18 protein-coding genes are annotated in these 20,123 nt (G+C 65.2%); 11 read left to right on the forward strand and 7 right to left on the reverse strand.

The annotated features are described in order from the left end of the window. Positions 1-49: 49 nt before the first annotated feature. Positions 50-772, reverse strand: a complete 723-nt coding sequence (locus VIQ49_RS03825) for a hypothetical protein (RefSeq protein WP_331880949.1) — start codon at positions 770-772, stop codon at positions 50-52. 182 nt (positions 773-954) lie between these two features. Between VIQ49_RS03825 and VIQ49_RS03830 the strand changes: the two genes are divergently transcribed. Genes VIQ49_RS03830 through VIQ49_RS03840 form a run of 3 tightly spaced genes read left to right on the forward strand, consistent with a single transcriptional unit; the run spans position 955 to position 3,801 of the window. Next, positions 955-2,094 (forward strand): SPFH domain-containing protein, encoded by a 1,140-nt coding sequence (locus VIQ49_RS03830; RefSeq protein WP_331880951.1) that lies wholly within the window; start codon positions 955-957, stop codon positions 2,092-2,094. A gap of 4 nt (positions 2,095-2,098) precedes the next feature. Then, complete coding sequence (locus tag VIQ49_RS03835) at positions 2,099-3,328, forward strand: hypothetical protein (protein ID WP_331880954.1); 1,230 nt, start codon at positions 2,099-2,101, stop codon at positions 3,326-3,328. Then, positions 3,325-3,801, forward strand: coding sequence for a hypothetical protein (locus VIQ49_RS03840; protein WP_331880957.1), 477 nt, complete (start codon positions 3,325-3,327; stop codon positions 3,799-3,801). Before VIQ49_RS03835 ends, VIQ49_RS03840 begins: the two co-directional genes overlap by 4 nt. A 7-nt stretch (positions 3,802-3,808) precedes the next feature. On the opposite strand, the gene VIQ49_RS03845 is transcribed toward VIQ49_RS03840, so the two are convergent. After that, complete coding sequence (locus tag VIQ49_RS03845; RefSeq protein WP_331880961.1) at positions 3,809-4,438, reverse strand: MBL fold metallo-hydrolase; 630 nt, start codon at positions 4,436-4,438, stop codon at positions 3,809-3,811. Beyond that, complete coding sequence (locus tag VIQ49_RS03850; RefSeq protein ID WP_331880964.1) at positions 4,435-5,523, reverse strand: S-(hydroxymethyl)mycothiol dehydrogenase; 1,089 nt, start codon at positions 5,521-5,523, stop codon at positions 4,435-4,437. The genes VIQ49_RS03845 and VIQ49_RS03850 overlap by 4 nt, the downstream gene beginning before the upstream one ends. Before the next feature lie 265 nt (positions 5,524-5,788). Here VIQ49_RS03850 and VIQ49_RS03855 point away from each other — a divergent pair, with 265 nt between their 5' ends. From VIQ49_RS03855 to VIQ49_RS03870, 4 genes are all read left to right on the forward strand, one after another. Next, entirely contained in the window at positions 5,789-6,826 is a 1,038-nt protein-coding gene (locus VIQ49_RS03855; protein WP_414731569.1) for a PAC2 family protein, read from the forward strand. Continuing rightward, positions 6,823-9,312 carry a DEAD/DEAH box helicase gene (locus tag VIQ49_RS03860; protein ID WP_331880968.1) on the forward strand — a complete coding sequence of 830 codons (2,490 nt, stop codon included), beginning with the start codon at positions 6,823-6,825 and terminating at the stop codon, positions 9,310-9,312. The genes VIQ49_RS03855 and VIQ49_RS03860 overlap by 4 nt, the downstream gene beginning before the upstream one ends. Before the next feature lie 95 nt (positions 9,313-9,407). Next, positions 9,408-10,049 carry a DJ-1/PfpI family protein gene (locus tag VIQ49_RS03865; protein WP_331880972.1) on the forward strand — a complete coding sequence of 214 codons (642 nt, stop codon included), beginning with the start codon at positions 9,408-9,410 and terminating at the stop codon, positions 10,047-10,049. Continuing rightward, positions 10,046-10,495, forward strand: coding sequence for a MarR family winged helix-turn-helix transcriptional regulator (locus VIQ49_RS03870; protein WP_331880974.1), 450 nt, complete (start codon positions 10,046-10,048; stop codon positions 10,493-10,495). The genes VIQ49_RS03865 and VIQ49_RS03870 overlap by 4 nt, the downstream gene beginning before the upstream one ends. Positions 10,496-10,501: 6 nt before the next feature. Here the strand turns inward: VIQ49_RS03870 and VIQ49_RS03875 are convergent, their stop codons facing one another. Continuing rightward, complete coding sequence (locus VIQ49_RS03875; RefSeq protein ID WP_331880976.1) at positions 10,502-11,446, reverse strand: hydrogen peroxide-inducible genes activator; 945 nt, start codon at positions 11,444-11,446, stop codon at positions 10,502-10,504. Positions 11,447-11,541: 95 nt separating this feature from the next. Here VIQ49_RS03875 and VIQ49_RS03880 point away from each other — a divergent pair, with 95 nt between their 5' ends. After that, positions 11,542-12,129: a peroxiredoxin gene (locus VIQ49_RS03880; RefSeq protein WP_331880978.1), complete on the forward strand. Its 588-nt coding sequence runs from the start codon at positions 11,542-11,544 to the stop codon at positions 12,127-12,129. Between the two features lie 28 nt (positions 12,130-12,157). After that, complete coding sequence (locus tag VIQ49_RS03885) at positions 12,158-12,688, forward strand: alkyl hydroperoxide reductase (RefSeq protein WP_331880981.1); 531 nt, start codon at positions 12,158-12,160, stop codon at positions 12,686-12,688. A gap of 78 nt (positions 12,689-12,766) precedes the next feature. Here the strand turns inward: VIQ49_RS03885 and VIQ49_RS03890 are convergent, their stop codons facing one another. Further along, the gene (locus VIQ49_RS03890) at positions 12,767-14,005 is read right to left on the reverse strand and encodes an aspartate aminotransferase family protein (protein WP_331880984.1); all 1,239 of its coding nucleotides are present in this window, start codon (positions 14,003-14,005) and stop codon (positions 12,767-12,769) included. Between the two features lie 68 nt (positions 14,006-14,073). Between VIQ49_RS03890 and hrpA the strand changes: the two genes are divergently transcribed. Then, positions 14,074-18,030, forward strand: a complete 3,957-nt coding sequence (gene hrpA, locus VIQ49_RS03895) for an ATP-dependent RNA helicase HrpA (protein ID WP_331880986.1) — start codon at positions 14,074-14,076, stop codon at positions 18,028-18,030. 99 nt (positions 18,031-18,129) lie between these two features. On the opposite strand, the gene nrdR is transcribed toward hrpA, so the two are convergent. Continuing rightward, complete coding sequence (nrdR, locus tag VIQ49_RS03900) at positions 18,130-18,579, reverse strand: transcriptional regulator NrdR (protein ID WP_331880989.1); 450 nt, start codon at positions 18,577-18,579, stop codon at positions 18,130-18,132. A 90-nt stretch (positions 18,580-18,669) separates the two neighbouring features. Beyond that, the gene (locus VIQ49_RS03905; RefSeq protein ID WP_331880992.1) at positions 18,670-19,176 is read right to left on the reverse strand and encodes a LysM peptidoglycan-binding domain-containing protein; all 507 of its coding nucleotides are present in this window, start codon (positions 19,174-19,176) and stop codon (positions 18,670-18,672) included. A gap of 191 nt (positions 19,177-19,367) precedes the next feature. Here VIQ49_RS03905 and lexA point away from each other — a divergent pair, with 191 nt between their 5' ends. Next, a complete protein-coding gene (gene lexA, locus VIQ49_RS03910; protein ID WP_414731570.1) occupies positions 19,368-20,087 on the forward strand; it encodes a transcriptional repressor LexA in 720 nt (239 codons plus the stop codon). The last annotated feature ends 36 nt before the right edge of the window (positions 20,088-20,123 follow it).

Below are 20,123 nucleotides of genomic sequence, written 5' to 3' on the forward strand. Positions count from 1 at the left end.
GCAGGCGCGAGTTGTCCACCCTGCGTGGGCCCGTGCACAGCCCGGGGGTTCAGCCGCGGGAGCGCGCCACGGCGGTGGTGTACAACGCGTCGAGTGCGGCGCCGTCGGGTACCGGACCCGACCCCGGCGCCATGACCGTCACATAGACCCGCACGCCGTCGTTCTGAGCGACCAGGCCGGTCATCGTCTGGGTCATCGCCCCCGACGCCGTGACCCGCCGGAATGCGAGCGATTCCTGAGACTGCGCGGGCGAGGGCGGCAGGACAGTGGTGGTCACCGTCGCGGTGGCACCTCCGCCGGTGGTGGTGTAAGTCGGGCAGGCCTCGAGTTGGGCTTCGAGCTCCGACAACGGCGAATCGGTCAGCACGGTGATGGCACTGAGTATGCCCGCGTTGGCGGCGGCACCCGTCGCGACCAGCGCCATCGCCTCGTCGGATGTCGCCGGCAGCGGTGTGGGCGCACAGGTCGACGGGGTCACCATCGAACCGACGGGAAAACCGGCGGTATCGGCCAGGACCGCGGCCAGATCGCCGGAAGGCACCACGGTGGCGTCGTACCCCGGCGGGAAGTCCGCAGCGGTCACCGATTTCTCACGCACGTCGACGTCCTGAGACGGGAACGCCCCCGGGCTCGTGGTGGACCCGGCACTCACCGGTGCTGCGACCGGATCACCGCTGACCGCACTTGTGCATCCGCCCACGGAAACAGCAGCCGCCATCGCAACCAACACCACCCAGTGCGGTTTCATCCGCGCGGAACACACCCGACTCACCAGGCCACTGTGCCACCGCGACCACCCCATTGCCGTGCGCGACACGGACCGGATCTGCCGGGTGCGGAGATTCGGGCGGAACGCGCCGGGTGTCGATCGAACGCCGGAGAATGCAGGGGAAGTTCGACGCGGCGGCACTAGACTCCGCTGTAGCAACCGAATCGCTAGGGAGAGCACCGAATATGGGGATCATCGGCAAGATCAAAGGTGAGCTCGTCGACATCATCGAATGGATCGACGATTCACGCTCCACGTTGGCGTGGCGTTTCCCCCGCTACAACAATGAGATCAAGAACGAGGCCGAACTCATCGTCCGTGAAGGTCAGCAGGCGGTTTTCGTCTACCGCGGCAAGCTCGCCGACAGGTTCGGACCCGGGCACTACACCCTCACCTCCGAGAACTTGCCGTTGCTGAGCACCCTGCAGGGCTGGAAGCACGGATTCAACAGCCCGTTCCGCTCCGAGGTCTACTTCATCAACACCCGCCCGGTCACGGATCTGCGTTGGGGTACCCCCAATCCGGTGACGGTCCGCGACCCCGATTTCACGATGGTCCAGGTCCGCGCCAACGGTCTGTGTGTCGTTCGTGTCGCCGACCCCGAAGTTTTTCTGCGGGAGGTCATCGGGACCGACAGTTCGGTCGATGTCGACGAGATCTCGGAACTGATCCGCCGAGTGATCACAGTGGCGTTCTCGGACATGATCATGGAAACGCGCCTGGGAGTCATCGATCTCCAGGGTCGCCAGGTCGAGTTGTCTGACAAGCTCCGCACGTTTGTCAACGAGCAGGTGGACGACGAGTTCGGGCTGGCCGTCGATTCGATCACGATGAACATCTCGTTGCCCGACGAGATCACCAGTGCGATGACACGGGGTGTGGCCCGTGGTGTGGAGGAGAGCGGATTCCTCAACAACGTCGGCGATCTCGGTCGCTATCAGCAGGGCAAGGCCGCCGACGCGATGATCGCGGCGGCGCAGAATCCGGGTGGTGGCGCCATGGGAGACATGATGTCGGCCGGGATGGGTGTGGCACTCGGCAGCCAGATGGCCGGCCAGTTCGCCGGTCAGGGCGCGCAACAGGCACCGGCGTCCGTACCGCCGCCACTACCTGGCGCCGCGACGTTCCACATCGACAACGGCGGGCAGGCGGCGGGACCGTTCTCCATCGCCCAACTGCAGGCCGCGGCCGCATCCGGCCAGTTCAACGCTTCGACTTTGGTCTGGAACCAAGGCATGCCCGGCTGGGCGGCAGCCGGAACCGTACCCGCCCTGTCCGGGCTCTTCAGCACGCCTCCCCCGCTCCCGAACAACCCGCCGGCCTAGGAACATGACCGACTCACATCTCCCACCGCCCTTGCCCGACCACAGCAGTGAAGAAGCAGACGGTCCACCCCCACCGTTGCCGCCTCTGCCGCCGACGCCGCAGCAAGGCCCGACTGACCCGTTGCGGGCGATGTTCCAGGTCACCGAACAGACCCGTACCTACCCCTGCGACAGCTGCGGTGCCGCACTGGTTTTCGACCCGGCGACACAAAACCTGTTGTGCCTCAGTTGCGGCCGGTCACACGCGATTGTCATCGATCCGGAGCGCCGGGTGATCGACCATGATCTGCAGTCGACGATGACCCAGCTGCGCGGGCTGATGGCCACCGAGCACCCGACGGCGGCTGCGGTGACCGAGCGGGAGATCGTCTGCCAGAGCTGCGGCGGCAGAAGCACATTCAGCGGCACCCTGACCTCCAGCCGATGCCCGTACTGCGCCACCCCGATCCAGCGGGACGACATCCACGATGCACCGCTGCGATTGCCCGTCGACGGGATCCTGCCGTTCCGGTTGGACGACAAGCAGGGCCGTGAGGTCATCGAGAAGTGGATCCACAGCCGCTGGTTCGCGCCGACCGAGTTCAAGAAGTACCGAGAACTGGGCGCCTTCACCAGCATCTACGCCGCGTACTTCACATACGACGCCGACACCACGACGTCGTATACGGGGATGCGCGGCGACACCTACACGGTCACCACCGGAAGCGGTGACAATCGCCGCACCGAGACCAGGACGCGGTGGCGGCATCGGTCGGGCGTGGTGCGCAGCACCTTCGACGACGTCGCGGTGCTGGCCAACACCGGGTTCGACACCGAGCGCGTGCATGCACTCGAACCGTGGCCGACCGCCCAGGCCACCCCGTACAGTCCGGAGTTCGTCGCCGGACATCTCTGCCGCACCTACGATCACGATGCCGACCAGTGTTTCCCGGTGGCCCAGGAACGCATCAACGCCGGTATCGATGCTGCGATCCGGCAAGACATCGGCGGCGACAAGCAACGCATCAGCCAGACGGACACGAGGTACAACGCGCTGACGTTCAAGCATGTGCTGTTACCGATTTGGCTGCTCACGGTTGTCTATGCCGGCAACCCGTTTCAGGTGTTCATCAACGGCGTCACCGGCGAGGTCCAGGGACAGCGGCCGTGGAGCACCGTCAAGATCGTGTTCGCCGTGCTCGCGGCGCTCATCCTCATCGTCGGTGTCGTCCTGGCCTGGCAGGCTGCCAAATGATCACCGTGGTCGTGGTGATCGTTCTCATCGCGAGCGTGGCAGCGGTCGCCGGAGTCTTCGTGATGACCCGGCGAATCCGGGCGACGGCGCAGGCATCGAACGAGATCATTCCCGGTCAACCGACCAACGCACCGGCGTCGTGGGCCGGCTCCCACGACCCCGAAGCCCGGCTGCACCGCCGGATCCGTGATGCCCTCGCCCTGCTGCGGTCCGATCCGAAACTGGAGTACGACGGCGCTCGCATCGACGCGCGCGTTCGGATCGAGCTCGCGGCCACGGATCTGGACAATCGACTGATCGCCGCCGCCGCGTCACCGAGCAGGATTCGCGAATCGATTGTTGCCCAATCGGATTCCGCGGTCACCGAACTGGAGAACGTGGCAGCGGCACTGTCGGCCGGTGGCGAGATCAACGTCGACCGGGTGCAAACCCTGGTCACCCGGATGAGTTCGCCACCGGCGATCGAGAGTTAGCCTGGCACTAGCTGCCGCGCTTGATCCATTCCTCCAGATGCGGGGCTTCCTCGCCAACCGCGGTCGAATCACCGTGTCCGGTATGGACGTTGGTCTCCGCCGGCAGGGTGAGGATCTTGGTCCGGATCGACTCGATGATCGTTCCGAAATCCGAGAACGACCGGCCCGTGGCACCGGGACCACCCGAGAACAGCGTGTCCCCGGAGAACAGGACATCGAGCTCGGGAACGTAGATCGCGCAGGAGCCCGGCGAGTGTCCCGGGGTGTTGAGCACCACCAGATCGGTTCCGGCCACGCTGATCTTCTGTCCGTCGGCCAGTTCACCGTCGGGAGTGATGTCGGGGTAGGTCTGATCCCAGAGCATCGTGTCGCCGGGATGCAGCAACATCGGTGCATCAACAGCTTTCGACAGTTCCGGCGCTGCGGTGATGTGGTCGTTGTGACCGTGGGTCAGCACGATTGCCTTGACCGTCCGCCCACCGACCGCATCGATGATCGGTGCCGCGGCGTGGGCGGCGTCGATGATCACCACTTCGGAGTCGTCGCCGATGATCCAGATGTTGTTGTCGACGTCCCAGGTGCCGCCGTCGAGGCTGAACTGGCCCGAGGTGACGACGTTCTGCACCCGCACGCTCACAGGACCACCACCGAACGCAGCACCTCGCCGGCCTCCATCTTGTGGAATGCCGATTCGATGTCGGCCAGACCGATCCGCTCGGTCACGAACTTCTCCAGCGGCAACCGGCCCTGCTGGTACAGGTCGACGAGCATCGGGAAGTCACGTTCGGGCAGGCAGTCGCCATACCAGGACGACTTGAGCGCTCCACCGCGGGAGAAGAAGTCGACCAGCGGCAGTTCCAGGGTCATCTCGGGGGTGGGCACACCGACCAGGACCACGACTCCGGCCAGATCGCGGGCGTAGAACGCGGTTTTGTAGGTCTCTGGGCGGCCGACGGCGTCGATCACCACGTCGGCGCCGTTGCCGCCGGTCAATTCCTGGATCGCGGCGACAACGTCGTCGACCTTCGAACCGTCGATCGTGTGGGTGGCACCGAGGTCGGTGGCCCATTCGAGTTTGCGGGCGTCGCGATCGACCGCGATGATCTTCGTCGCCCCGGCCAGGCGGGCTCCGGCGATCGCAGCATCTCCCACGCCGCCGCAGCCGATGACCGCGACGCTGTCGCCCCGGGTGACACCACCGGTGTTCATCGCCGCGCCGATTCCGGCCATCAGGCCGCAACCGAGCAGTCCGACCACGGCCGGATCGGCGTCGGCGGACACCTTGGTGCACTGAGCTTCGTGAACCAGGGTCTTGTCGGCGAAGGCACCGATACCGAGCGCGGGGGTCAGCGCGGTGCCGTCGGCGAGCGTCATCGGCTTGCTCGCGTTGAAGGTGTCGAAGCAATACTGCGGACGTCCACGCTTACACGCGCGGCACACACCACACACCGCACGCCAGTTCAGCACCACAAAATCGCCAGGGGCCACCATCGAGACCTGATCACCGACGGTCTCGACCACACCTGAGGCCTCGTGGCCCAGCAGGAAGGGGTATTCGTCGTTGATCCCACCTTCGCGGTAGGCCAGGTCCGTGTGGCACACACCGCACGCAACGATCCGGACGACTACATCCCGCGGCCCCGGATCCGGGATGGTGATCGTCTCGATCGTGGTCGGGGCGCCCTTGCCCGACGACACCACACCACGCACCTGCTCTGCCATGACAACCTTTCGACGCACTGAATGTTTCCGTCAGGATCTGTCGGTCGGAGCCGATCGGGGTCAGGTTTGCCTGCCGATTTTGCGGACTCGAACCGTATTCACCTTATATATGCCCGGATGACCATGCATGCATCGGTTGCCGTTCGCCGAGGGCGAACCGCCAGGAGGGAATCGCATCGCGACTTGGTCTGTTGTCCCATTAGGGGTCTTCCCGGACGTAGAACCAATGGCCTGCCGGGCACAAGGATTGGGACTGTCGGTGATCATGAGGGACAATGAATGGATACGACCGCACGACCAGGCAGCAAGGAGGTTCGCCATGGACGACAAATCCACGCTCTATGAACTCGAGTTCCCGGCACCACAGCTGGCTGGTGACGAGGGCGAGGGTCCGGTGCTGATCCACGCACTCGAAGGATTCGCCGACGCCGGCCACGCCATCAAGCTGGCCGCGGATCACCTGCGACAGAGTCTCGATTCAGAATTGGTCGCCACGTTCTCCGCCGACGAATTGATCGACTACCGCTCGCGGCGCCCGCAGATGACCTTCTCCGATGAGCAGTTCACCGCTGTCACCATGCCTGAGCTGACCCTGCACGCGATCCGCGACAACGGCGGTAAGCCCTTCCTGCTGCTCGCCGGTTCGGAGCCGGATCTGCGCTGGGAGCGTTTTGTGGCGGCGGTCACCGGTTTGGCCGATCAGTTCGGTGTGTCATCGGTGATCGGTCTCAACGCGATACCGATGGGCATCCCCCATACCCGGCCGTCGACGATCACCGCCCACGGCAACGACAAAGGGCTGATCGAATCACTTCCCCGGTGGGGCTCCGAACTCAAGATCCCCGCCAGCGCGTCGATGCTGCTCGAGTTGCGACTCGGTGAGCACGGGATGTCGACCGCCGGTTTGTCGGTGCATGTGCCGCATTATCTGGCCCAGGCCGATTATCCGGCGGCCTCACACAAGCTGATCGAATGCCTCGGCGAGGTCACCGGTCTCGATCTGCCGATGGCGGCTTTGGCCAACGCGGCAGAGAAGGTCCGCCACCAGGTCGACAAAGAGATCTCCGGTAACCACGAAGTCGAGTCGGTCGTGACCGCACTGGAAACCCAGTACGACACCTTCACACAGGCTCAGCGGGAGAAGGCATCCCTGCTCGCCGCCGAGGGCGATCTGCCCACCGGCGACGAACTGGGCGCCGAACTCGAACGCTTCCTCGCCGATCACAACAGCGGCGGCGGCGATCACCGCGCACCCGACACCGAAGGTAATGGCGACCAGCCCGGAGACGACGCCGGTCAGTGACCACCCCACTCGCTTTCCCGGACCACCACGAGCCGGACGTCGATGAGCTGTACGCCGATTTCACCGCGTGGTGGTCCGACCGGGGAATCGATCTGTACCCGCATCAGGATGAAGCGCTGATCGAACTCGCCGGTGGAGCGAACGTCATCCTGTCCACGCCGACCGGCTCGGGAAAGTCGCTCGTGGCCAGCGGTGCGCTCTACTTCGCGGCGGCACAGGGCAAGCGCGCCTTCTACACGGCACCGATCAAGGCCCTGGTGAGCGAGAAGTTCTTCGACCTTTGTGCGCAGTTCGGCGCGGAGAACGTCGGGATGCTCACCGGCGATGCGTCGGTCAACCCGTCTGCACCGATCATCTGCGCCACCGCCGAGGTGGTGGCCAACATCGCATTGCGCGAGGGTCCGGACTCGCCCATCGGTGTGATCGTCATGGACGAGTTCCACTATTACGCCGAAGCCGATCGTGGCTGGGCCTGGCAGGTTCCGCTGATCGAACTGACGGGAAGCCAGTTCGTCCTGATGTCGGCGACACTGGGTGATGTCAGCTTTTTTGTCGAGGATCTGCGGCGCCGGACCGGTCGGGACACCGCCGCGATCACCGGCACCACTCGGCCTGTCCCCCTTGACTTCTCGTACTCCACCCGGCCGGTTCATGAAACGATCGAACATCTGATCGCCAAAGACCGGGCACCGGTGTACGTGGTGCACTTCACCCAGCTCTCCGCGATGGAACGCGCCCAGGCGCTGTTGTCCGCCAACATCTGCAGCCGCGCCGAGCGCGACGCCATCGCCGAAGAGATCGGCGATTTCCGGTTCAGCACCGGTTTCGGCAAGACGCTCTCGAAAACGGTGCGGGCGGGTATCGGAATCCACCACGCCGGCATGCTGCCACGGTACCGACGACTCGTCGAACGCCTGGCGCAACAGGGACTTCTCCGGGTGGTCTGCGGAACCGACACCCTCGGCGTCGGCATCAACGTCCCCATCAGGACGGTGCTGTTCACCGGGCTCACGAAGTTCGACGGCGTCCGCCAGCGTCACCTGCGGGCACGTGAGTTCCATCAGATCGCCGGGCGCGCAGGTCGTGCCGGATTCGACACCCGCGGATTCGTGGTCGCGCAGGCGCCGGACCACGACGTCGAGAACGCGCGCCTGGTCGCCAAGGCCGGCGATGATCCCAAGAAGCTCAAGAAGATCCAGCGCAAGAAGGCCCCTGAAGGATTCGTGTCGTGGGGTGAGGCGACCTTTGAAAAACTCATCATCGCGCCGCCGGAGCCGCTTCGGTCCCGATTCGCCGTCACCACGTCGATGTTGCTGGAAGTCATTGCACGGCCGGGCAATTGCTTCACGGCGATGCGACATCTCCTGGAAGACAACCACGAGACCCGGGCTCGCCAGCGCGGTCACATCCTGCGGGCACTGAAGCTGTATCGGGCACTGGTGAACAGCGGGGTGGTGGAGCGTCTCGACGAACCCGACGAGTACAACCGCATGGCGGTCCTCGCCGTCGATCTGCCGAACAATTTCGCGCTCAACAATCCCCTGTCCCCCTTTGCCCTTGCCGTGTTCGAACTGCTGGATCCCGAGTCTCCGACCTACGCGATGGATCTGATCTCCATCGTCGAATCGACACTCGACGATCCGCGACCGGTCCTCATGGGCCAGCAGAAAGCCGCTCGGGATGAAGCCATGGCCCGGATGAAGGCCGATGGCATCGAGTACGAGGAACGCATGGAGTTGCTCTCGGAGGTCACCTGGCCACGGCCGATGCGTGAGTTCATCTTCGAGGCCTTCGACATGTACCGGCGCGGACATCCGTGGGTGATCGACACACCGCCGCGCCCCAAAGCGGTACTGCGCCAGATGATCGAAGAGGGCATGGACTGGGGCGATCTCATCTCCCGGTACTCACTCGCGCGCAGCGAGGGTGTGGTGCTGAGATACCTCACCGACTGTTACCGGACTCTGCGCCAGAGCATTCCCAACGCGGCCCGAACCGATGAGATCGACGACGTGGTCGAGTGGATCGGCGAATTGGTCCGGCGTGTCGATTCGAGCCTGCTCGACGAGTGGGAACAGCTGACCCACCCGGACGACGCCGCCGGCCCGCACGCCCTGGCCCCGCCGACCGGAGGACGCCCGCTGAACCTACGGGCCATCCGGGTTCAGTTGCGCAACAACATGTTCCGCTATGTGAATCTGCTGTCCCGTCGCGATTGGTCCGGACTGCAGGCGCTCTGTCCCGACCTCGACTGGGCCGACGAGATGGCTGATTTCATCGACGAATACGGTCCGGTACAAGCCGGCCCGGAGGCCCGAGGCCCGGCATTGTTCAGCCTCACCGAAGTCGACGGTGAATGGCTGGCCCGACAGGTGCTCGACGATCCCGATGGTGACCACGGATGGTCACTGGAGGCGCGCTTCTCGATGCCCGAGACCGCCGATGACGAACCCGAACTCCTGGGCATGGAGATCATCCCCGGCTGACCCCACTCCCTGCGGCACGTGCCAGCGGCCCGACCACGGCGATACCGCATGGCCGCAACATTGACAGTATGCTGTCATTTTGACAGTATGTTGTCATGACTTCGACACCAGCCCCACGCACTGTCCACCTCGCCGTCTACAACACACTCGCGGACTGGGAAACCGGTCACGCGGTGGCCCACATCAACAATCCCGAGTACCAGCGCGCCCCCGGCGCCTTCCGGGTCCTCACAGTGGGACCGACCACCGCACCGATCGTCACCGCGGGTGGAGTCCGGATCGCCCCGGACCTCGCACTCGCCGATCTCGATCCGGCCGACAGCGCGATGCTGATCCTGCCCGGCGCCGCCGCGTACATGAACGGCGAATTGACCGAGTTCATCTCCGCCGCAGGCCGATTCCTCGACGCAGGCGTGCCTGTTGCCGGGATCTGCGGAGCGACGGTTGCGATGGCACAGGCCGGGCTACTCGATGACCGCCGGCACACCAGCAACGCCGCCGAAGCACTGGCATGGACCGGCTACGCCGGTTCAGACAATTACGTCGACGCACCGGCTGTCACGGATCGCAGTCGCCCGGGCCACCTGATCACCGCCGCGGCCATGCACCCGGTGCCATTTGCCCGCGAGATCTTCGTCGAACTCGACCTGTACTCCCCCGAGACCCTCGCCGCCTGGGTCAAGTTGTACAGCGGCGACCCGGCCGGCTATCACGACCTGATGGCAGCGACCGCATGAGCGACCCGCAGTCATTGCTCAGCAGTTCCGCTCTGACCGCGTTCCGGCTCAACGGCCAGTTCTTGAACGTCGCCGACGCACTGGCCGCCCCGGCCGGTCTCACAGCCACCCGATGGCAGGTGCTGGGAGCGGTTCTCCATGAACCGCTGTCGGTCTCGGACATCGCCCGCGTCATGGGCATAACCCGTCAGAGCGTGCAACGAACCGCCGACCTGCTCAGCGAATCGGGGCTGGTGACCTATCGCACCAACCCGGTGCACCGGCGCGCGAAGCTGGTCGAGATCACCCCACAGGGCCTCGAGGCCGTAAGCCGGATCAATCCGCAGCATGCCGCAATGGCGGCACGTCTTGCCGAGGTTCTGGGTACGCGGCGTTGGGGCGAGATCCTGACCGGCCTCGACGAGATGTCGGCAGCACTCGAATCCCTCGACAAGCAATCTGATTGAGCCGATCTAGGCCTGGGCCGGCCTGGCCGCGCCGTCCCCCGCGCCGACGATGGCGGTGGTGATCACCCGTGCCAATTGGCGGTATTCGTCCTCGCGGCCGCTGGTCGCCCGCATCACCAAACCGATGCGACGCCCCGGCCGAGGCCTGGCGAAGCCTGCGATCGCCAGCGCACCACGAGCGGTTTCGGTCTGCACAGCGGTCTGCGGGATGAGGGTCACCCCGAGGCCACCCTCGACGCACTGGACCGCGGTGGCCAGTGATGCGGCACGGGTTGCCCCGATGTCGGGGCGCACACCGGCGAGACGGCACACCTCCAAGGCCTGATCCCGCAGACAATGTCCCTCATCGAGCAGCAGCAGCGGCAGGTCGGCCAATGAGGCCGGATCAACCCGGCTGCGCCCGGCCAGCGGGTGTCCGTGCGGCAGCGCCAGGACGAAGTCTTCGTCGTACATCGGTACCTCGATCATCCCGGTGGCGTCCGCGGGCAGCGCCAGCATCGCCGCGTCGATCGAGTTTCGGCGCAAGGCATCCAGCAGACGACTCGTCTGATCCTCCACAACCCGCAGCGACAGATCCGGGAGCTGGACGCCCAGATTGCGAAGGATTCCCGGCAGCACATACGGCGCCACGGTCGGGATCAGGCCCAGCCGGAGTGCACCCGACAACGGCCGCGACACCCCACCGGCAGCAGCGGTGAACATGTCGACCGCTTCGATCGCCGCGGTGGCGCGCGGCAGCAACGCGTCACCTTCGCTGGTCAAGAAGACACGCCGTGTCGACCGCTCCACGAGCTTCATCCCCAACCCGGTTTCGAGCGATGCCAGAGCCTGCGACAGCGAGGGTTGACTCACTCCTAAACTCTCTGCGGCAGAACCAAAATGGCGCTTATCTGCGACGGCGGCGAACGCCTTCAGCCCGGCGATCGTCGGCTGATAACTTTGATCGGTCATGCCTATCACTATAGTGCTACTCATCACGTTTCATTTTCAGTGGTTTCAGGGCAGTATTAACGACGTTGCTTTAAACAGACCTGAGGAGAGCATTCATGCCATTGCTGACTATTGGTGATCAATTCCCCGCCTACAACCTGACGGCCGTCATCGGCGGCGACCTCTCGAAGGTCGACGCGAAGCAGCCCGACGACTACTTCACAACGGTCACCTCGGACGACTACGCCGGTAAATGGCGGATCGTGTTCTTCTGGCCCAAGGACTTCACCTTCGTGTGCCCCACCGAGATCGCCGCATTCGGAAAGCTCAACGACGAGTTCGCAGATCGCGACGCCCAGGTTCTGGGTGCCTCCGTCGACAACGAGTTCGTGCACTTCCAGTGGCGTGCACAGCACGACGACCTGAAGACCCTTCCGTTCCCGATGCTTTCGGACCTGAAGCGCGAGTTGGCCGAGGCCACCGGCGTTCTCAATGCCGATGGTGTCGCGGACCGCGCAACCTTCATCGTCGACCCCAACAACGAGGTCCAGTTCGTCTCGGTCACCGCAGGTTCGGTCGGCCGCAACGTCGACGAGGTCCTGCGTGTTCTCGACGCACTGCAGTCCGACGAGCTGTGCGCCTGCAACTGGAAGAAGGGCGATCCCACCATCGACGCCGGCGAACTGCTGACCGCCAGCGTCTGATCGTCTGCTCGTAGAAGGAAGTACATAGATGAGCATCGACAATCTCAAAGAAGCGTTGCCGGAGTACGCGAAAGATCTCAAGCTCAACCTGGGATCCATCGCACGCACCACCGTCCTCAAGGACGAGCAGCTGTGGGGCACATTGCTGTCCACTGCGGCAGCGACCAAGAACGCGACCGTCCTCATGGAGATCGCCGACGAAGCCGCCGACAACCTGTCGGCGGAGGCGTACAACGCCGCACTCGGTGCCGCATCGATCATGGGCATGAACAATGTGTTCTACCGCGGCCGTGGCTTCCTGGACGGCAAGTACGACGACCTGCGTCCCGGACTGCGGATGAACATCATCGGCAACCCCGGGGTCGACAAGGCCAACTTCGAGTTGTGGTCCTTTGCGGTGTCGTCGATCAACGGTTGCGGCCATTGCGTCGCCGCCCACGAGAACACCCTCCGCGAAGACGGTGTCGAGCGAGACGCGATTCTCGAATCGCTGAAGGTCGCCTCGATCATCGCCGGCGTCGCTGCTGCACTCAGTACTGCCGAGGTTCTTGTCGGATAGCGGAAATCCCCTCGCTGCCACCGGCATCGACACAAAGGAGCAGGGACCCCGTCGGGGGTCCCTGCTCTTGTCTGGCGTCTATGCCAGTGCGTCGCCGATCCGCTGCGCCATCTCGCTGACCTGAGCGCTGGTCATCACAAACGCGGGTGAGATCTGCAGCGCACCTTGGCCGGCCGCGCGCCCACTGACTCCGTGCGCACGCAAGGCGCCGACGACCGACGGCGCCGTCGACGGGTCCGCCAGTTGCACGGCGGCAACAGCGCCGAGCCCACTGCGGATCTCGCTCACCGCAGGCAGATCGGCCAGCGGTGCAAGCGCGACATGGAGATCGGATTCGAGACGCGCGGACTCTTCGAGCAGCCCCTCGGATTCGATGATGTCGAGGTTCGCCATCGCCGCGGCTGCGGCGCCGGCATGCCCACCGTAGGTGTAGCCGTGGCTCCACCACACCCCACCCGCGTAGAAGGGTTCTGCGATCTTCGGTGCGATGAACACCGCACCCATCGGGACGTAGCCCGACGTCAATCCCTTGGCGGTGGTGATCATGTCGGGCTCGAGCCCGAAACGACCCGACGCGAACCAGGTTCCACCAATACGGCCGAATCCGGTGACCACCTCGTCGACAACGAACAAGACGTTGTTGTCACGGCAGATCTGCCGCACCTCGGACAGGTAGCCCTCGGGCGGAAGATAGATCCCGCCCGCGCCTATGATCGGCTCGACGAAGAACGCCGCGATGTTGTCGGCGCCGATGCGCTCGATGAGGCCGCGCAGACTCTTCGCGTCATCCCAGTCGACGGTGGCCGCGTCGGCCATGAGCTCGCCGTAGTTCTCGCGGTTCGGCGGCAGACCCGACAGTGCGGTCCCGCCGACGTGCATGCCGTGGTACGCCTTCGTCCGCCCGACAACGATCTTCTTCTCCGGCTTTCCCATCTCGTGCCAGTACCGGCGCGCGAGCTTCACCGCCGAATCGATCGAGTCGCTGCCGCCCGAGGTGAAGAACACCTTGCTACCCGGGACCGGGGCGATGGCGGAGAGACGATCGGCGAGGGCGGCCGTCACGTCCGAGGTGATGTCACCGAACCCCGAATAGTGCGCCAACGTACTCAACTGGCGGGCAACCGCGTCCGCGATCGCGGTCCGACCGTGTCCGACGTTGGTGAACCACAGACCGGCCGTGGCGTCGAGGTACTTGTTTCCGGCGGCGTCCCAGATGTAGGTGCCCTCGCCCTTGGCAACAACAAACGGTCCCGAGTCGCGCACTGCGCCCATGTCGGCGAACCCGTGCCAGAGAGCGGCAGCAGAAGAAGCAGTCATGTGGTACATCATGCCTGCCCAGGTGGCCCCGGGATGTCCGGGCATCGGCGACTACCATGGGAAGCGATATGTCGACCGCGCCCGATCAGCCCAGCCAACCAGCCGCACCCGGACAGCCCACTCGATCAAGACAGCCCTCCGGATCAGATCAGCCCACTGGAGAAGAACAGCCCACCAGGTCCGGGCAGCGCCGACGCCGGCGGCGTCAATCGTCCGGCAGGCCTGCATCCGCACGGTCGGCGTCGCGCACACCGGCCGGCCCCGGTCCGGAGGAACTCGAACGTCGTCGCGCACTGGTCCCGGCGCTGCGCTATCCGCCGGAACTGCCGGTCTCGGCTGCGCGCGCGGACATCGCCGCGGCAATCGAGGCCCATCAGGTGGTGGTTGTCGCGGGCGAAACCGGCTCCGGCAAGACCACCCAGCTACCGAAGATCTGCCTGGAACTCGGACGCGGCGTCGCGGGCAAGATCGGCCACACCCAGCCGCGACGGCTTGCGGCCCGATCGGTCGCCGAGCGCATCGCAGAAGAAACCGGTACCGAACTCGGCGGTGTGGTCGGCTACTCGGTCCGGTTCACTGACAAGGCCTCCCGCGACACACTGGTCAAGGTGATGACCGACGGCATCCTGCTGCGCGAACTCTCGCAGGATCGTCTGCTGCGCGACTACGACACGCTGATCATCGACGAGGCCCACGAACGAAGCCTCAACATCGATTTCATCCTCGGATATCTCAAGCAACTGCTGCCCCGGCGCCCCGACCTCAAGGTGATCATCACCTCGGCCACGATCGAGCCAGGACGTTTCGCCGACCACTTCGCCACCGAAGGCCACCCGGTTCCGGTCATCGAGGTGTCCGGACGCACCTACCCCGTCGAGATCCGTTATCGCCCACTGGTTGTCGAAGACGAGGACGAAGCCGATCTCGATCAGCTGCAGGCCATCGGCGAGGCTGTCGACGAACTCTTCGCCGAAGGTCCCGGCGACATCCTGGTCTTCTTGCCCACCGAGCGCGAGATCACCGACACCGCGGCGTCACTGAAGCATCTCGAGGCACGTGGCGTCGAGGTGATCCCGTTGTTCGCACGTCTGTCCGCAGCCGATCAGCACCGGGTGTTCGCGTCCCACAAGGGCAGACGAATCGTCCTGTCCACCAACGTTGCCGAAACCTCGCTGACCGTGCCGGGCATCCACTACGTGATCGATGCCGGCACCGCCCGTATTTCGCGCTATTCGACGCGCACAAAGGTTCAACGGCTCCCGATCGAACCGATCTCCCAGGCCAGTGCCCGTCAGCGCGCCGGCCGGTGTGGCCGTGTTGCCGCGGGCGTCTGCATCCGTCTCTACAGCGAAGACGACTTCGACGGGCGGCCCGAGTACACCGAACCGGAGATCCTGCGCACCAACCTGGCCGCAGTCATCCTGAACATGACGTCACTCGGACTCGGTGACGTCGGACGCTTTCCGTTTGTGCAGCCGCCGGATCCCAAGGCCATCCGCGACGGCCAGCAACTCCTCGACGAACTCGGCGCACTGACCCCGGCCGCCCCCGACAGCCCGGTGCGGACGTTGACCCCGATCGGCCGGTCGCTGGCGAAGATCCCCGTCGATCCCCGTCTGGCCCGGATGCTTGTCGAGGCCGACAAGCAGGGCGCACTCGGCCCGATGCTGGTCCTCACTGCCGCGTTGTCGCTGCCCGATGTCCGCGAACGTCCGGCCGACCACCGGCAGGCCGCGGACGAATCACATCGCCGCTTTGCCGCCGCCGGATCCGAGTTCCTCACCCTGCTCAATCTGTGGACCTACCTCGAGGACTTGCGAAAAGAGTTGTCCTCCAGCCAGTTCCGCAAGCGCTGCAGCCGTGAGTTCCTGCACGGACTCCGAATCCGTGAATGGCGGGATCTGCATTCCCAGCTGGTCCGCATCGTCCGGGACCTGGGCATGACCGTGCCGACGACATTCGAGACCCCCGAAGCGGAATCCGGCATGGCTGCGGCCATCCACCAGTCGGTGTTGTCGGGGCTGCTGAGTCAGATCGGTGTTCGTGAGGGGGAATCCAAGGAGTTCCTCGGAGCCCGTGGGACCAAGTTCATGATCTTCCCCGGGTCACACATGTCGAACAAACCGCCACGGTTCGTGATGGCGGCCGAGATCGTCGAGACGTCGCGGTTGTGGGCCCGGACAACCGCGCGGATCGAACCCGAGTGGGCCGAGCGACTGGCCGGCAACCTCGTCAAACGCCAATACGGCGAACCACATTGGTCGGGTAAGCATTCCGCGGCGATGGCCTATGAACGGGTCACCCTCTACGGGGTCCCCCTGGTGACGCAGCGACGTGTCAACTACGGCTCGATCGACCCGGAAGTGGCCCGGGAGTTGTTCATTCGCAGTGCGCTGGTCGAGGGTGACTGGCGCACGCAGCACCCGTTCTTCCATCGCAACCGGGCGCTCCTCGACGATGCCGAGGAATCGGTTCACCGGGTGCGACGCACCGACGTGGTGGTCGACGATGACACCCTCTTCGAGCACTACGACCGTCTCGTCGGCAAAGAGGTTGTCTCGGGCCGGCATTTCGATACCTGGTGGAAGAACGCCAGGAAGAACGACCCCACACTCCTCGACCTGAATCCGGCGGATGTGGTGGCCGCCGGGGGTGCCACCGATCCCGCCGGATTCCCCGACGCCTGGCGCCAGGCAGACACCACCTACACCCTGCGATACCGATTCGAACCCGGCACCGCCGACGACGGTGTGAGCGTGTTGATCCCGTTGTCGCTGCTGGTCCGGGCGCGCCCATCCGGATTCGACTGGCTGGTCCCCGGAATGCGCACCGAATTGGTCACCGAGTTGATCCGTACATTGCCCAAAACCCTTCGGCGTCAGGTCGGTCCGGCACCCGATCTGGCAGCACAGGTCCTCGCCGCCGTGACTCCGCGGGCGAAACCGCTCACCGCGAGTGTGGCCGCCGAGCTGACCAGGATCACCGGCGTGTCCATCGCGGCCGCCGATCTGAAGGTGACCGCGCTGCCCGACCACCTGCGGATGACCTTCATCGCCGTCGCCGCCGACGGAACCGAACTCGGCCGCTCCAAATCTCTGAACGAACTGCAGGAGAGCCTCGGCGACAAGGCCCGTGCGGCGTTGGAGAGAGAAGCCGCGCCCGCGTCCACACCGGTGGCCACCACCTGGACCGCCGACACCTTCGGCACACTCACTCGATCGGTGAGAAGCACCGTTGCCGGCCAGGAGATCACGAGCTATCCCGCGCTGGTGGCCCGCGGCACCGGCTTCACCGTTGCCGCAGTCTCCACCGAAGCCGAACAACGCATCCAGATGTACAATTCGCTGATCGGCCTCCTGATCAGCGACGTACCGGCGCTGCGGCCGAATGCGACGTCCGCACTGGGCACCGCCGACCGCTTGGCGCTGAGCCAGAGTCCGTACCCCAGCACGGCGGCACTACTCGCCGACTGCGTCCGCGCGGCGGTCATCGATCTTGTTCCGGCACAGCCCGGTGTGTGGTCGGCGACGGACTACAAGGCACTGCGGACACACGTTGCCGGCCAGGTCACCGCCCGGGCGACCACCAAGCTGCGCCAGGCCGCTGCGGTGCTGGCCCGGGTGGCTCCGCTGCGCACCGCGATCGACGCGTCCACGGTCGCCGCTGCTGCTGCTGACGATGTGCAGGACCAACTCGGCGAATTGGTATTCGACGGATTCATCTCTGCCACCGGCGGCGACCATCTGACGGAAATACCCCGCTACCTCGATGCAGCGCTCGCGCGACTCGACCAATTGCCGGCGGCCGCAGCGCGGGACGCCGCGTCGATGGCCACCGTCGACCGGGTTGTGGCGGCGTGGACCGATCATTTGCGCATGGTGCCCTCGGAACGGCGGGATGCGGTCAGCGAAACCGCCGGCTGGATCGTCGAAGAACTGCGGGTCGGGTTGTTCGCTCAACAGTTGCGAACCGCGTACCCGATCTCAGAAAAGCGCGCCGTCAAGGCAATTCGCGATCTGCGCTGACTCCCCCACAACGCAAATTCGCTCCGCTTGCCTGCGTGTGCTCCTGTTGCAACAGGAGCATGTGCAGGCGACCGGAGCGAATTCGGGTAGGCGGGCGGGTCAGGACTTGCCGGACCGGAGATCGTCGATTTCTTTCTGGAAGTCGTCCACCGAGTCGAAGGAACGGTACACGGAGGCAAAGCGCAGATAGGCCACTTCGTCGAGGTCGCGGAGCGGACCGAGAATCGCGAGACCGACCTCATTGGCCGGTACTTCTGCCGAACCCGACGCCCGGACCGCTTCTTCGACCTGCTGCGCGAGATGCTGCAACTTGTCGTCGTCGACCGATCGGCCCTGGCACGCCCTGCGGACACCGCGCATCACCTTCTCGCGGCTGAAAGGTTCCGTGACGCCGGTCCGTTTGACCACCGAGAGCACTGCGGTCTCCACCGTGGTGAATCGACGTCCGCACTGCGAACAGGCACGACGGCGACGGATTGCCTGTCCCTCGTCCGCCACCCGCGAGTCGACTACGCGGGTGTCCTCGTTCTTGCAAAACGGGCAATGCATGCACAGTTCCTCGGCGATCGTCGGCCTGGGCGGAGTGACCAGACACTGTGCCTCAGAGGATACCGCCCGGGCGGTGTGCCCCTGCATCATCTACCTCACGTAGACCGGAGTGACCAGCGCCTGGCCGACGGACACGGCCGAATTGCTCATCGCGTTGAGCTCCATGATCTTTGCGACCACCGCTTCGGTGGGCATCCCGGGTGCGATCCGGGAAGCGATGGCTCCCAACGACTCTCCCGACTGGACGTGGACGACCTCGGTACCGACCCGCGCCGGATCCGTCGACTGCGCCATGACTCCGCCGAAGAAGGTCATGAATGCGACCATCAGCATCAGCCCGACTCCGGTGACGGCCCCTGCCGCCCACGCGCGCCGACGGGCGAAGACCTTCTCACGGGCGGTCGGCATCCGCTGTTCCGAATTGCGCGAATCGGCGCAGGAGACGGCCACCCGGCGCTGCACGGGCAGACGGCGATCAGCCGGACGCAGCGTGTCCGCGGGGCGCACCGGGCGCTTGGTGCGTACGGCGGTACCGCGCTCATCGTCGTGAACGGGCCGAGCTGTGGCCGGCCGGTTGATGGTGGTGGCTGCAGTCATGGGTTCAGTCCTCGGGTCATCGGATCGGGTATTGCGTTCGATCACTCGTTCGATTGAAAGAGTGTTCGATTAGTACCACGGGCCTCCGACAAGCGCCACGCCTGATCGAACAAATGTTTGAGACTTGTGATGATTTGCACTACCTTTGTGCACATGGACCCCGCCCGATACCCCATGAACTGGAGGACCTGATGGCCGACACAACCCAGCCCCCGACGCCGTCGGACGGGACCACGACGACCGTGGTGACCACCGGACCTCTGGCCGAGGGCTCGCTGACCGCCCGCCAGAAGGCCGTACTCGAGGTCATCCGCGCCTCGGTTCGCGAGCGCGGCTACCCGCCGAGCATCCGGGAGATCGGCGACGCCGTCGGCCTGACCTCGACCTCGTCGGTCGCTCACCAGCTCCGCACGCTGGAACGCAAAGGCTTCCTGCAGCGCGAGAACAACCGCCCCCGGGCGGTCAACATCCAGGACACCGACCTGAACCCGGCCACCGCTGCCGGCCAGGTACAGGCACCCGACGAATCACTTCCGACGCCGACGTTCGTCCCGGTCCTCGGCCGGATCGCGGCGGGCGGCCCGATACTTGCCGAAGAAGCCGTCGAAGACGTGTTCCCGCTCCCCAAGGAACTCGTCGGCGAAGGCTCGCTCTTCCTTCTCAGGGTGGTCGGCGAATCGATGATCGACGCCGCGATCTGCGACGGCGACTGGGTGGTCGTACGCCAGCAGAATGTCGCCGACAACGGAGACATCGTCGCCGCGATGATCGACGGCGAGGCCACGGTCAAGACGTTCAAGCGCACCAAGGACGCCGTCTGGCTGATGCCGCACAACCCGGTGTTCGACCCCATCCCCGGTAACGACGCGGTGATCCTGGGAAAGGTCGTCACCGTGATGCGCCGACTCTAGACCAGCAAGCACCGGACCCGAACATGCACAAGGCGG

The sequence above is a fragment of the Williamsia sp. genome, from assembly GCF_036566845.1.
Taxonomy (GTDB): domain Bacteria; phylum Actinomycetota; class Actinomycetes; order Mycobacteriales; family Mycobacteriaceae; genus Williamsia.

Coding starts and splice junctions, on each gene's coding strand:
- VIQ49_RS03830 (WP_331880951.1), top strand. CDS start 955: ATGGGGATCATCGGCAAGATCAAAGGTGAGCTCGTCGACATCATCGAA.
- VIQ49_RS03835 (WP_331880954.1), top strand. CDS start 2,099: ATGACCGACTCACATCTCCCACCGCCCTTGCCCGACCACAGCAGTGAA.
- VIQ49_RS03840 (WP_331880957.1), top strand. CDS start 3,325: ATGATCACCGTGGTCGTGGTGATCGTTCTCATCGCGAGCGTGGCAGCG.
- VIQ49_RS03850 (WP_331880964.1), bottom strand. CDS start 5,523: ATGGCAGAGCAGGTGCGTGGTGTGGTGTCGTCGGGCAAGGGCGCCCCG.
- VIQ49_RS03855 (WP_414731569.1), top strand. CDS start 5,789: ATGAGGGACAATGAATGGATACGACCGCACGACCAGGCAGCAAGGAGG.
- VIQ49_RS03865 (WP_331880972.1), top strand. CDS start 9,408: ATGACTTCGACACCAGCCCCACGCACTGTCCACCTCGCCGTCTACAAC.
- VIQ49_RS03870 (WP_331880974.1), top strand. CDS start 10,046: ATGAGCGACCCGCAGTCATTGCTCAGCAGTTCCGCTCTGACCGCGTTC.
- VIQ49_RS03875 (WP_331880976.1), bottom strand. CDS start 11,446: ATGACCGATCAAAGTTATCAGCCGACGATCGCCGGGCTGAAGGCGTTC.
- VIQ49_RS03880 (WP_331880978.1), top strand. CDS start 11,542: ATGCCATTGCTGACTATTGGTGATCAATTCCCCGCCTACAACCTGACG.
- VIQ49_RS03885 (WP_331880981.1), top strand. CDS start 12,158: ATGAGCATCGACAATCTCAAAGAAGCGTTGCCGGAGTACGCGAAAGAT.
- VIQ49_RS03890 (WP_331880984.1), bottom strand. CDS start 14,005: ATGACTGCTTCTTCTGCTGCCGCTCTCTGGCACGGGTTCGCCGACATG.
- hrpA (WP_331880986.1), top strand. CDS start 14,074: ATGTCGACCGCGCCCGATCAGCCCAGCCAACCAGCCGCACCCGGACAG.
- nrdR (WP_331880989.1), bottom strand. CDS start 18,579: ATGCATTGCCCGTTTTGCAAGAACGAGGACACCCGCGTAGTCGACTCG.
- VIQ49_RS03905 (WP_331880992.1), bottom strand. CDS start 19,176: ATGACTGCAGCCACCACCATCAACCGGCCGGCCACAGCTCGGCCCGTT.
- lexA (WP_414731570.1), top strand. CDS start 19,368: ATGGCCGACACAACCCAGCCCCCGACGCCGTCGGACGGGACCACGACG.